General features: G+C 37.4%; 12 protein-coding genes. 8 read left to right on the top strand and 4 right to left on the bottom strand.

Translation table 11 applies throughout. From position 1 onward, the window contains the following. Positions 1 to 45 precede the first annotated feature (45 nt). Together RBB48_RS07480 and RBB48_RS07475 are read left to right on the top strand one after the other, a co-directional pair. Positions 46 to 990, top strand: coding sequence for an ABC transporter substrate-binding protein (locus tag RBB48_RS07480; protein WP_088065050.1), 945 nt, complete (start codon positions 46 to 48; stop codon positions 988 to 990). A 146-nt stretch (positions 991 to 1,136) separates the two neighbouring features. Then, a complete protein-coding gene (locus tag RBB48_RS07475) occupies positions 1,137 to 2,441 on the top strand; it encodes an HD domain-containing protein (protein ID WP_000262747.1) in 1,305 nt (434 codons plus the stop codon). A 39-nt stretch (positions 2,442 to 2,480) separates the two neighbouring features. Here the strand turns inward: RBB48_RS07475 and RBB48_RS07470 are convergent, their stop codons facing one another. After that, the gene (locus RBB48_RS07470; protein WP_001147171.1) at positions 2,481 to 2,666 is read right to left on the bottom strand and encodes a 2-hydroxymuconate tautomerase; all 186 of its coding nucleotides are present in this window, start codon (positions 2,664 to 2,666) and stop codon (positions 2,481 to 2,483) included. A gap of 112 nt (positions 2,667 to 2,778) precedes the next feature. Between RBB48_RS07470 and RBB48_RS07465 the strand changes: the two genes are divergently transcribed. Next, positions 2,779 to 3,453, top strand: a complete 675-nt coding sequence (locus RBB48_RS07465; RefSeq protein WP_000372469.1) for a site-2 protease family protein — start codon at positions 2,779 to 2,781, stop codon at positions 3,451 to 3,453. 25 nt (positions 3,454 to 3,478) lie between these two features. After that, positions 3,479 to 3,988 (top strand): YwhD family protein, encoded by a 510-nt coding sequence (locus tag RBB48_RS07460; RefSeq protein WP_087983730.1) that lies wholly within the window; start codon positions 3,479 to 3,481, stop codon positions 3,986 to 3,988. A gap of 34 nt (positions 3,989 to 4,022) precedes the next feature. Here RBB48_RS07460 and RBB48_RS07455 read toward each other — a convergent pair whose 3' ends face one another. Together RBB48_RS07455 and RBB48_RS07450 are read right to left on the bottom strand one after the other, a co-directional pair. Next, on the bottom strand, positions 4,023 to 6,074 hold the full coding sequence (locus RBB48_RS07455; protein WP_088065049.1) for a transglycosylase domain-containing protein: 2,052 nt from the start codon (positions 6,072 to 6,074) through the stop codon (positions 4,023 to 4,025). Between the two features lie 102 nt (positions 6,075 to 6,176). Beyond that, positions 6,177 to 6,902, bottom strand: coding sequence for a glycerophosphodiester phosphodiesterase (locus tag RBB48_RS07450; RefSeq protein WP_088065048.1), 726 nt, complete (start codon positions 6,900 to 6,902; stop codon positions 6,177 to 6,179). Positions 6,903 to 7,054: 152 nt separating this feature from the next. Here RBB48_RS07450 and RBB48_RS07445 point away from each other — a divergent pair, with 152 nt between their 5' ends. The 4 genes from RBB48_RS07445 (at position 7,055) to speB (ending at position 10,736) form a co-directional block, all read left to right on the top strand. Next, a complete protein-coding gene (locus tag RBB48_RS07445; protein ID WP_088065047.1) occupies positions 7,055 to 7,462 on the top strand; it encodes a MerR family transcriptional regulator in 408 nt (135 codons plus the stop codon). A 5-nt stretch (positions 7,463 to 7,467) separates the two neighbouring features. Next, positions 7,468 to 8,631, top strand: coding sequence for an MFS transporter (locus RBB48_RS07440; RefSeq protein WP_060487953.1), 1,164 nt, complete (start codon positions 7,468 to 7,470; stop codon positions 8,629 to 8,631). A gap of 186 nt (positions 8,632 to 8,817) precedes the next feature. Beyond that, positions 8,818 to 9,645: a polyamine aminopropyltransferase gene (gene speE / locus RBB48_RS07435; RefSeq protein ID WP_000424696.1), complete on the top strand. Its 828-nt coding sequence runs from the start codon at positions 8,818 to 8,820 to the stop codon at positions 9,643 to 9,645. A gap of 218 nt (positions 9,646 to 9,863) precedes the next feature. Beyond that, positions 9,864 to 10,736, top strand: a complete 873-nt coding sequence (gene speB, locus RBB48_RS07430; RefSeq protein WP_001209823.1) for an agmatinase — start codon at positions 9,864 to 9,866, stop codon at positions 10,734 to 10,736. Between the two features lie 388 nt (positions 10,737 to 11,124). Here speB and RBB48_RS07425 read toward each other — a convergent pair whose 3' ends face one another. Next, positions 11,125 to 12,162 carry a PTS sugar transporter subunit IIC gene (locus tag RBB48_RS07425; RefSeq protein ID WP_000996323.1) on the bottom strand — a complete coding sequence of 346 codons (1,038 nt, stop codon included), beginning with the start codon at positions 12,160 to 12,162 and terminating at the stop codon, positions 11,125 to 11,127. Positions 12,163 to 12,310: the final 148 nt, after the last annotated feature.

Raw genomic sequence — 12,310 nt, 5'->3', positions numbered from 1 at the left:
TTCACTGTAACTTATAAGAGAAATACAGCTAGAAGGAGTGGGAACATGAAGAATTTTAAAATGGCGTTATTAGCAATGGTATTAGTCGTTACTTCTGTACTATTTGCAGCTTGTTCTAACAAAGAAGAGAAGAAAGCAGATGCGAAGGATGCGAAGACTGAAGAGCGCACTGTACAACACGCAAAAGGGGAAATTAAAATTCCTGCAAATCCAAAGAAAATTGCTGATCTTAGTGGTTCAACAGAAGAATTATTAATCTTTGGTATGAAACCAATTATTACTGCTAATACATCTCAAGAAAAGATTGATGCACATATTGAAAAGAAATTAAAAGACGTAAAACCAGTTGGTTCTGCTTGGGGCGATAAAATTAACATCGAAGCAGTAGCTGCTGCAAAACCAGACTTAATTCTTGTAAACAATCGTCAAGAAAAGATTTATGATCAATTATCTAAAATTGCACCAACAGTTATGTTAAAAACTCCATTAGACCAATGGCGTCCGAAATTCGAAGAAGTAGGTCAAATCTTCGGTAAAGAGAAAGAAACGAAAGAATGGTTCAAACAGTATGATGAAAAAGCAAGCAAATTACATGACAAAATCGTTGCGAAAACTGGCGATGCTAAATTTATGAAAATGGCTGCATATCCAAATGCTTTCCGCGTATACGGTGACTACGGTTACGGTAGCGTAATCTTTAATGATTTAAAATTACCAGCAGTTAAAGGTACACCAACGGATAAACCACTAGTACAAGTACAAAAAGAAGCTTTAATCGATTACAACCCGGATTACTTATTCGTATTTACAACTGGTGACGGTTCTCAACGTCTAAAAGAATTCAAAGAAGAATCAATTTGGAAAAACATGAACGCTGTTAAAAACAACCACGTATTTACAATTAAAAACGAAGACGTAAACAAAGGTTACTTCCCTCTAGGTAAAGAAATGATCTTAGATGAAGTTGCTGAATTCGTTTTAGGGAAATAATGTATAAACAGAAATCACTTTTACTTTGGTAAAAGTGATTTTTTCTTTATATAAGGGCAATTAATATAGTCTTTCATTTCTTTCTGTTTCCTATTTCGTTTATAATATATAGTAAGAATGCAGTAAAGAAAGGGGGATGTCGGAAGGTGGTATATTTAAACGACAAACTCAGCGAAACAAAAGTGTTTAAAGACCCGGTACATAAATATGTGCACGTGCGCGATCGTGTTATTTGGGATTTAATCGGAACGAAAGAATTTCAACGCTTGCGCCGTATTAAGCAGCTTGGAACGACATTTTTTACATTTCACGGTGCAGAGCATAGTCGCTTTACTCATTCGTTAGGTGTATATGAAATTATTCGTCGTATGATTGATGATGTGTTTGATGGCAGACCAAACTGGAATGCTGAAGATAGATTGTTATGTTTATGTGCGTCATTACTTCATGATGTCGGTCACGGTCCATTTTCTCACTCGTTTGAAAAAGTATTTTCATTAGATCATGAGAAATTTACGCAAAAGATTATCGTTGGAGATACGGAAATTAATCGCATATTAAGTCGTGTGGATAAAGACTTCCCGCAAAAGGTAGCCGATGTAATCGCCAAAACATCTACGAATAAATTAGCGATTAGCATGATTTCCAGTCAAATTGATGCAGATCGTATGGACTATTTATTAAGAGATGCGTATTTCACTGGCGTAAAGTATGGAAACTTTGATATGGAACGTATACTACGTGTCATGCGTCCATATGGGAATCAAGTAGTCATTAAAAATAGTGGTATGCATGCTGTTGAGCATTATATTATGAGTCGTTATCAAATGTATTGGCAAGTATATTTCCATCCGGTAACGCGCAGTGCCGAAGTTATTTTAACGAAGATTTTACACCGTGCAAAATCATTGCATGAGAAGTATTATACATTTAAAAATCATCCGGTTCATTTCTATTCTTTATTTGAAGAAGAAGTTACAGTAGAGGATTATTTAAAGTTAGACGAGAACGTTATGTATTATTACTTCCAAGTATGGCAAGACGAAGAAGATCCAATTTTAAGTGATTTATGCCGTCGTTTTATGAATCGAAACCTATTTAAATATGTAGAGTTTACAGATAAGCACGGTTTAGATAATTGGATGGAATTAAGTAGCTTATTTAAAAAGATTGGACTTGATCCAGAATACTATTTAGTAGTTGATTCAACGTCAGACTTACCGTATGACTTTTACCGTGCTGGTGAAGAAGAAGAACGTCTGCCAATCTTACTTCTTATGCCAAATGGAGAGCTTAGAGAGCTTTCGCGTGAATCGGATATTGTTGAGGCAATTACTGGTAAGAAGAGAAGGGATCAAAAACTATTCTATCCGCATGATTTAATCTATGAAGATGGAAGAAAAGGAAAATATAAAGAGAGAATCATCGAATTACTAGAAGGAAAAAAATAAGAAGCAGCTAAGAGCTGCTTCTTATGAAAGAACTTGAAATTATTTGTCGCTTAAGCGTTTTCCGCCAACTGCATAATGGTTTTTAGACATTTCTTCGATGAAAACAACGATGTTTTCTTCAGGAGCACCAGTTGTTTCGCTTACTGCTGCTGTTACTTTCTCAGCAAGAGCTTTCTTTTGTTCCTCTGTGCGTCCTTCTAGCATTTTCACTGTTACGTATGGCATATATAATCGCTCCTTTTATGTAAGTTACACTCTTATTATAGCGGATTATGGGGAAGAACAATCGAAAAAACAAATAATTTCTTTTTTTGACATATTGAAGAGGAGATGAATCATGGATCAGTTATTTAGATACCCATTGCAACAAATTCCGTTGGTAGCAATGGCCATTATTATTGCGTTATCAGTGCATGAATTTGCGCATGCATATGTTGCATATAAATTTGGAGACGATACAGCAAAGAAGCAAGGCCGTTTAACATTATCACCGATGGCGCACTTAGATCCTATTGGGATGATCGCTGTATTAATTCTTGGTTTTGGTTGGGCAAGACCTGTTCCTGTTAACCCATATAACTTTAAAAGGCCGCGTCTTGCAGGGATATTAGTTTCAATTGCAGGCCCAATTAGTAACTTAATTTTAAGTGCAATTGGTTTAATTATTTGGTATAGCCTATTAACATTTGGTGTATTAGATTCAATTCCATTTGCAGTAGCAGATACATTGGCTCAATTCTTCCGAATTTTTATTATGCTTAATATCGTATTACTTGTATTTAACTTATTGCCAATTCCGCCACTTGATGGGTATCGAGTTGTGGAAGATCTAGCACCAACAAATATTCGTGCGAAAATGACACAGTATGAAAAGTATGGAGCAATAGCGTTATTAATTCTTGTTATTACACCGCTTAGCAATTATACAATTCAACCTATTTTTAATGTTGTCATTCCATATGTATTTGTATTTTTAGACAGTATCATTGCGCCTATTTTTGGCCTTTTATAATCATTAAGTGAGGAGGAGTTTACATATGACAGAGAAAAAGAAAAAAATCGGTTTTAATATCGTGAAAAATGATTCAACAGATGGACATGGTGGTTTTGGTGTTGGAGCATTAAGTCTAGAAAACATTTCACCTGTATTTGTCGATGTACTAGAGAAAACAGCATTTGTTGATATCGGTGCAATGCATGCACGTAGTACAGTCGAAAAAGGTATTAAGTTTTTAACAAATAAAGATGAAGTTCCAAACGGAAAACCATTTTGGCTTGTGTGGGTAACGATTGAAAGAACGGCGACAGGTGCTTATTATGCAGGTGTAACAGCTTGTGAAATGACAGTTGACCGTGAAATTCGCCGCGGATATAAATCACTTCCAGAGCACGTAAACAAAATGGATAAATCAATGAAGCGTTACATTATGGTTGACCATATGGATGAATCATCTAAAAAAGTACTTGGTACATTCTTGAAAGAACATAATGAAGCGATTTGGAACGAATCTAGTGAAGAATTGCGCCGTGCATTATTAAGTGAATAAAAAATAGCTGACGGATGCCCGTCAGCTATTTTTTTTACCAAGGAAGATATTTTTTCCACCAACTTGTTTTCTTCTTTTCTTCAGTTGTCTTTTCAAATTCCTCTTTGTCATCGACATGATCCATACAATATTCAGTTGGTTCTGTACCTTTTGCGAAATACATTTTAACTGAAATGGGACAATTTTTTGTAGCGATTTTTCCGTTTTCAGGGTTAATGTCGACTGCAACGACGTCACTTGGTTGTTTAAACTCTTTTTGAGGTTGTCCATCTAAGCCTTTTTCCATCGTATCGGTCCATATTTTTTTCGCATATCCTTGTTCTGCTACGTTTGAAATCGATTTAGGTTGATCGTATCCAACCCATACACCCGTTACGATTTGCGGGGTAAATCCAATCATCCAACTATCTGTTTCAGTAGAACCGGATTTTCCGGCATATGTTCTTGATAGTTTAGATAACATCGATTGACCAGTTACAGCAGCATAGCTGCTCAGTTTTTTATTAAACATGCCCGTCATCATTTCTTCCATTACAAACGCTTTGCTTTTATCGAGAACTTGTTTACTCTCCAAATGAGCATCGTATAGCATGTTTCCTTCCTGGTCCATAATGCGGCGAATAAACATCGGTTTTACTTCTTTTCCGCCGTTTGCGAACATGCTATAAGCGTTAACCATTTCAATTGGTTTTACAGGAGATGTACCGAGAGCGAGAGACGGAACATCTTTTAATGCGGTAGTAATACCGAATTGCTTCGCTGTTTTTGTAAGAATGTCTTCGCCTAAAAATAAATTGGTCTTCACGGCATATACGTTATCAGAGACCGCAAGAGCTTGCGCCATTGTTACAAAATCGTCTGCATAATAGTCTTTATAGTTTTTCGGTTTATACTTTGAAACACCGTCACCTAAAGTGAACACAGTGTATTCGCTTTTTAAGCGCGTAGCAGGGGTGAATCCTCGTTCTAATGCCGCGTAATACAGGAATGGCTTAAACGTAGATCCAGGCTGTCGAGCGGCCTGTGTAGCCCTGTTAAATTGACTCGTATTATAATCAGTTCCACCAACAAGGGCAGCTACTTCACCTGTTTTTGGATTCATAGAGACGAGCGCAGTTTGTATGTTTGTTGTGTCAGGTATGTGATCTTTTACAGCTTGCTCTGCAACAGATTGTAATTTAGGGTCTAGTGTTGTATAAATACGCAGGCCACCCTTTTGTAAGGCTTGTTCATCTAATCCGATATCACGAAGAAGAGAAGCTTGTACAGCATCTTGGAAATAAGGTGCAATCTCTGCCACTTTTTTTGTATCTAATGAGGCAAAAGTTAGTGGCTCTTTTTTTGCTGACGTTGCTTGTTTCTTCGTAATGTAACCTTGTTCTACCATTTCGTCTAATATGAGAGATTGTCGTCCTTTCGCACGATCCTCTTTTAAAAAGGGAGAGTAGACACTAGGTCCTTTCGGGATACCTGCGAGCATACTAGCTTCCGCTAATGTTAATTCTTTTGCTGTTTTATCGAAATATAGACGAGACGCAGCTTCGATTCCGTAAGCACCATGCCCGTAATAAATTGTATTTAAATATCCTTCTAAAATATGATTTTTATTATAGTTCACTTCAAGGCGAATTGTGTACATCGCTTCTAATAGTTTACGTTTCCACGTTTTATCATGATCTAAGTATAGGTTACGAGCATACTGTTGTGTAATCGTACTAGCACCTTGGACCTTTGCCATCGCTTTTAAATCGGCAACAATAGCACCAGCAATACGTTTCATATCAAAGCCATGATGTTTGTAAAATCGTTGATCTTCGATAGAAAGTGTCGCCTCTTTTACATAAGGAGAAATTTCATTGAGAGATACATTGTAACGTTTTTGCATTTCATTACTTTGTCCGATAACAGTGTCATCATTAGCGTAAAAGACACTTGTTTGTGGGACAGCAACAGGAGGAGGTCCCATAATTTTTGCAACTATAATAATAACAAAAAAGGAAAAAACAAAAAAAAGAACAGAAGAAAACATTACGGTGAAGAAAAGACGTTTATATTTTTTAAGTTTCGGATTCATAGTTTGATCCATCTTTTTCAGCCCCTCAATACTAATACAAACATTATTGTATTAGTATTGAGGGTTTTCGGTTATTTTAAACAATGAAATTTCGAAAACAAAAAGCTCCTTCAATTAAGAAAGGAGCTCAAAGGCACGTGCTGGCCAATCGGTAATAATGACATCTACGCCATAGTCAATCATAGTTTGTAAATCTTTGTATTCGTTAATCGTATAAGGGCGGAAAACGTACCCTTGATCTTGTGCAAATTGAATAAATTCCTTTGTTAGTAATTGAAAGTTTGGATGTAAACCAGTTGCTTCTCTATTTTTTGCTTCAGCGATAGGATCAGCAAGTGGTGTATCATATAAAATTGCTCTTGGGATTTCAGGAGCTATTTCTGCTAATAATGAAACAGAGTCGTGGTTAAATGATGAGAATATAATTTGATTAGATAGATGGTATTCACGAACGAGAGCAACAGCTTTTTCTTCAATAGTTGGATAGTGGATAACATCTGTTTTTAACTCAATATTGAGCTGTAAATTTGTCGTAGATAACCAAATGAATACTTCACGTAACGTTGGGATTTTTGCTTCATGGAAAGAAGGGTCTTTATGGCTACCAGCATCTAAAGCTTGTAATTCCGCTACCGTTTTTTCAGAAACAAGACCTATGCCATTTGTTGTGCGATCTACTGTTTCATCGTGAATCACGACAAGTTCACCATCTTTTGATAGGTGGACATCAAGCTCAATTCCGTGGGCACCAATGCGTTCTGCTTCTTGGAAGGCAATCATCGTATTTTCTGGATGTGTTCCTTTTACCCCGCGGTGGGCGAAAATAAGTGGTTTATTCATACGGAAATCTCCTTATCGTTTCTTTTCTTTCATTATGAAACTGCTTTTGGAAAAATACAATTGAATAGGATAAACATTTACAAAAGTCTAACAGTTGCACAAAAGTTAACGTTAACGTAAAATGTAATAATTGAGTGAAGGGAGGAATAAACATGTATAAAATTGATGAAGTCACAAAGCAAGTTGGTTTAACAAAACGTACACTTCGTTATTATGAGGAAATTGGTTTAATTCATCCCCCTGAACGTAGTGAGGGGAACATTCGCCTGTATACGGACGAGGACATCGCCAGAATTAAAAGGATTGTAGAAGCGAAAGAAGTGTTAGGGATTACACTTCAAGAAATGCAACATTTTTTATCGTTAAAAGAAAGAATGGAGCAAAGAAGAAATAGTGAGAATCCTCGTGACCGCGAAGTGATTCAAGAAATTAAAGAGATGCTTGAAAAACAAGTGCAAACGCTAGACGAGAAAATGGATCAAATGCAGCGTGTAAAGGCGGAACTCGAAGATAGCCTACATCGTGCAGCGACATTTTTAGAGAGTACAAAAGGAGAATGATCAAAATGGAGAGCAAACAAAAATTAGGGAGATTGATTACAGTGGTGGCTACCTTCCTTGCTTTTTCGGGTATAGGGGTAGTCGACCCAATCTTACCAAGTATTGCTGAGCAAATTGGTGCATCGCATTGGCAAGTAGAGATGTTATTTACAGCATATATTTTAACGATGGCAATTATGATGTTACCAGCTGGAATATTCGCATCAAGATTTGGTGATAAACGAATGATGACGATCGGTCTTGCGATTGTAACTGTATTTGCGTTTATATGCGGTATATCGCAAACGATTGCCCAATTATCTATTTTCCGCGCGGGGTGGGGATTAGGAAATGCGATGTTCTTCGCAACGGCGATGACATTATTGATTGCATTAAGTAAAGAAGTTCATGAAGCAGTAGGACTATATGAAGCAGCTATCGGTTTAGGGATGGCAGGCGGACCGTTATTAGGTGGGATATTAGGTGGACATTCTTGGCGTTACCCATTTTTTGCGACGAGTATTTTAATTTTCTTAGCATTTATTTTAGTTTTCTTTTTTGTAAAAGAACCGGAGCGAAAAGTGAAACGTAAGGCGGCAGGCGTAGGGGAATTACTTAACCTGGTGAAATATAAACCGTTTATGCAAGGTGCGATTTCAGGAATGTTATACTACTACGGATTTTTCGTTGTGCTAGCATACTCACCACTTATTATGCATTTATCTGCTATTCAATTAGGTTTTGTATTTTGCGGATGGGGATTAGCGTTAGCTTACGGTTCTGCAATTTTGGCCCATAAGCTAGAAGGGAAATATGAACCGAAAGCATTGTTGAAAGGTAGTTTACTCGTATTTGCGCTTTTCTTAATCGCACTATTCTTCGTGAAAGTTATGTGGTTACAAATTGTATTAATTGTTCTATCGGGATTAGCATCTGGATTAAATAATGCATTATTTACAAGTTATGTAATGGATATTTCACCTTATGAAAGATCTGTTACATCAGGTGTTTATAACTTCGTTCGTTGGTTAGGTGGCGCAATTGCTCCAATCTTATCAGGAATCATCGGCCACACTGTTTCACCGCAAAGTCCGTTTTTAGTCGGTGGAATTGTTGTGTTAGTCGGTTGTGTAATGATTTTAATTCCGGTTCGAAAGCCGGTAGAAGTAGAGACAAAAGCCCTTTCCTAAGAAAGGGTTTTCTTTCCTATTACAGGGCAATCCCTTTTCGTACATATGTTAGAACCCTCTGACTAAAATATATTTTCGGTATTTTTGTACTTTTAACTATACTTTTTGGATGTTTTGTTTTATTTTTGTTAGGGGACATTAATGATGTCCCTATTATAAATTTGCATTGAAAGGCGTGATTGTACGATGGAACTATGGTTCACTGAAAAACAAACAAAACATTTTGGGATTACGGCGCGTATTAACCGCACATTACATACGGAGCAAACAGAATTCCAAAAACTTGATATGGTTGAAACGGAAGAGTTCGGAAACATGCTTATTTTAGATGGCATGGTTATGACAACAGAAAAAGATGAGTTCGTTTATCATGAAATGGTAGCGCACGTACCTTTATTTACACATCCAAACCCTGAAAACGTATTAGTTGTAGGTGGTGGCGATGGCGGTGTTATTCGTGAAGTGTTAAAACACCCAAGCGTAAAGAAAGCAACTCTTGTTGAAATCGATGGAAAAGTAATTGAGTACTCTAAACAATACTTACCATCAATTGCAGGCGCACTAGATAATGAGCGTGTAGAAGTAAAAGTAGGAGACGGTTTCCTACACATTGCAGAAAGCGAAAATGAATATGACGTAATTATGGTAGATTCTACTGAGCCAGTAGGACCAGCAGTAAATCTATTTACAAAAGGCTTCTACGCTGGAATCTCTAAAGCGTTAAAAGAAGATGGTATTTTCGTTGCACAAACGGACAACCCTTGGTTCACACCAGAACTAATTACAACTGTGTTTAAAGACGTAAAGGAGATTTTCCCAATTACTCGTTTATACACAGCGAACATTCCAACTTACCCAAGTGGTCTTTGGACGTTCACAATTGGATCTAAAAAACATGATCCATTAGAAGTGAGTGAAGAGCGTTTCCACGAAATCGAAACGAAATACTACACAAAAGAATTACACAATGCAGCATTCGCATTACCGAAATTTGTTGGCGATTTAATTAAGTAAGAGCGTTAAATTGAAATAAATAAAGTGTAAGTGACTCATTTAAGGTGTTTGTCTAGAAGGCTTGAACATGCTAGTTACTTACACTGCTACAAATGAAGTAGTCTTCTTGTAAGAAAAAGAAGGCACAGGTAAATCGAGAAAGAGGAGTTATAGGCTCCAAATTTGAGAAATAATGAAAGGTTGGGATACCTTAAGTTCCACACAAGGAGGAAAAGAGTATGCGTTTTGATGAAGCTTATTCAGGTAAAGTATTTATTAAAAGTCATCCAAGTTTTGAAGAGTCAGAGGCAGTTATTTACGGGATGCCAATGGATTGGACAGTAAGCTACCGTCCAGGTTCTCGTTTTGGCCCTGCACGTATTCGTGAAGTGTCAATCGGTCTTGAAGAATATAGCCCATATTTAGATCGTGAACTAGAAGAGGTAAAATATTTTGATGCGGGTGATATTCCATTACCATTTGGAAATCCACAGCGTAGCATAGACATGATTGAAGAGTATGTATCAAAACTTTTAGATGCCGATAAGTTTCCACTAGGTCTCGGCGGTGAGCACTTAGTGTCTTGGCCAATTTTTAAGGCAATGGCAAAAAAATATCCGGATTTAGCAATCATCCATATGGATGCTCATACTGATTTACGTGAATCGTATGAAGGGGAGCCTTTATCCCACTCTACACCTATTCGTAAAGTGTGCGATTTAATTGGTCCGGAAAACGTATATTCTTTCGGTATTCGTTCTGGAATGAAGGAAGAATTCGAATGGGCAAAAGAAGTAGGTATGAACTTATATAAATTTGACGTATTAGAACCGTTAAAAGAAGTATTACCGAAACTTGCAGGACGCCCAGTTTATGTCACAATCGACATTGACGTATTAGACCCAGCTCACGCTCCAGGAACAGGAACGTTAGAAGCTGGAGGTATCACATCTAAAGAATTATTAGATTCCATCGTGGCAATTGCAAATTCAAATATAAATGTAGTTGGAGCAGACTTAGTAGAAGTAGCTCCTGTCTACGACCATAGTGATCAAACACCAGTCGCAGCAAGCAAATTCGTGCGGGAAATGCTGCTCGGTTGGGTGAAATAAAAGTGAAGCCGACTGTTTAGACCCGGTGACTAAGGTTCTTTCCTGCAAAAGGTGCTTTTTACCTTTTGGCAGGGAAGGTTCTTAGACGCAAGGGTCTAAGAGGCGTAACTGGATAGAAATAAAAGCGGAAGTGGCTCGTTTAGAATGTGAGGGGGATGGAGCTTCAGACGTAGAGGCGCTTTTTGCCTCGAAGGAAGAAGCGAAGCCACCGATCATTCTAGCCGCTATAGCTGGATAAAATAAGAGCCTCCTATATGAATAGGGAGCTCTTATTTTGTCGTTATGTGTCGGTAAGTCGATATATTAAAAAAATCGCTGATATAATTTCATTTACCGTTACACGACAAGAAAAAGAGCTACTCTCAAATAATGAGAATAGCTCTTTTTCTTATGCAACTTTTTCTTCCGAAGTAATGCCGCGAATTTCATCAGCAGAACGAATTGGATATTTGCGGAATACGATTGATCCGATGTATCCAACAATAGTGGTAACGATTCCACACAGTACAGCAGCAATTGTTACTTTTACAACGTCATTAAATCCGAATAAGACAAGAAGTCCTGGGATTGGTGATGCTGTTCCTGGTGCATTATTAACGAGCTGGAACAGAGATGTAATAATACCAGCAAGTGCACCGCCAACGAAGTTTGTCGCATAAATTGGAATTGGATTTGCTGAAACAACATCGGCTTGTGTTAAAGGCTCGATTGCTACAGCGATTGTGTCTTTCTTTGAGCAAATTTTTAGTCGCTTAAAGAAAATAAAGTTCATCGGGGCTGAGGCTGCTACGGCAAGACTACCAATTGCCATTGGTAAACCTGTTAATCCAAGCATTGCAGTTAGTGCCATAGAACTTAATGGAGAGGTAGAAATAACTGTTATTAATCCACCCAGCATAATACCCATAATGATAGGACTTTCTGTAGTTGCAACTGAAATCATAGAACCGATTTTACCGAGCGTTGCGTTCACGAGCGGATCCATAAGCATGGCCATTCCGCGTGAGATTGGTGCGGCAATAAATAAAATTGCTAAAAACTCTACACCAGCCGGTAATTTCTTTTCGAGAAATTTCACGACGAAAGCGCAAACGTATCCAGCGAAAAATCCTGGTAAAATACCGAATCCGCTAGTAGCGATACCAATTAAAACAGCATATACGGGTGAAACACCGATTGCTAGTGCGACTAAAATTGCCGCTGCGACACCGCTCATACTACCAGAAGCTTCTCCTACTGATTGTAAAAAGTCATTATGAAACATCTCTCCACCGATATAACGGTGAAATGCTTCAATAAGAAAACTTGCGATTGCTGCATTAGCTAAAGCACCCATTGCTTTCATTCCGTAAGGAGCACGGTAACTAAAAAGTGTAAATAGACAAAGTACAACAAGTAATAGTGCTAAACCTTGCAAGATAGCCATTTGAAAACTGTCTCCTTTGATTTTTGTAATAAAAATTTGTATCATTCAATAATAATATAAAAGTTCATGAAACGGAAAAATTTTTTATTGGGAAATTGCTATAAGTTGAAAAACCCTTACAATAATGTAAGGAAAGTGTAAGACTTTT

It is taken from the genome of Bacillus sp. MMSF_3353 (genome assembly GCF_030733445.1).
GTDB lineage: Bacteria > Bacillota > Bacilli > Bacillales > Bacillaceae_G > Bacillus_A > Bacillus_A wiedmannii.
The sequence above is the reverse complement of the archived record's forward strand: the minus strand, read 5'-3'. Positions and strand labels throughout refer to the sequence as shown.

What these genes read in the sequence shown, in the direction of transcription:
- RBB48_RS07480 (WP_088065050.1), top strand. Translation starts at nt 46, where the DNA reads ATGAAGAATTTTAAAATGGCGTTATTAGCAATGGTATTAGTCGTTACT.
- RBB48_RS07470 (WP_001147171.1), bottom strand. Translation starts at nt 2,666, where the DNA reads ATGCCATACGTAACAGTGAAAATGCTAGAAGGACGCACAGAGGAACAA.
- RBB48_RS07465 (WP_000372469.1), top strand. Translation starts at nt 2,779, where the DNA reads ATGGATCAGTTATTTAGATACCCATTGCAACAAATTCCGTTGGTAGCA.
- RBB48_RS07460 (WP_087983730.1), top strand. Translation starts at nt 3,479, where the DNA reads ATGACAGAGAAAAAGAAAAAAATCGGTTTTAATATCGTGAAAAATGAT.
- RBB48_RS07455 (WP_088065049.1), bottom strand. Translation starts at nt 6,074, where the DNA reads ATGGATCAAACTATGAATCCGAAACTTAAAAAATATAAACGTCTTTTC.
- RBB48_RS07450 (WP_088065048.1), bottom strand. Translation starts at nt 6,902, where the DNA reads ATGAATAAACCACTTATTTTCGCCCACCGCGGGGTAAAAGGAACACAT.
- RBB48_RS07445 (WP_088065047.1), top strand. Translation starts at nt 7,055, where the DNA reads ATGTATAAAATTGATGAAGTCACAAAGCAAGTTGGTTTAACAAAACGT.
- RBB48_RS07440 (WP_060487953.1), top strand. Translation starts at nt 7,468, where the DNA reads ATGGAGAGCAAACAAAAATTAGGGAGATTGATTACAGTGGTGGCTACC.
- speE (WP_000424696.1), top strand. Translation starts at nt 8,818, where the DNA reads ATGGAACTATGGTTCACTGAAAAACAAACAAAACATTTTGGGATTACG.
- speB (WP_001209823.1), top strand. Translation starts at nt 9,864, where the DNA reads ATGCGTTTTGATGAAGCTTATTCAGGTAAAGTATTTATTAAAAGTCAT.
- RBB48_RS07425 (WP_000996323.1), bottom strand. Translation starts at nt 12,162, where the DNA reads ATGGCTATCTTGCAAGGTTTAGCACTATTACTTGTTGTACTTTGTCTA.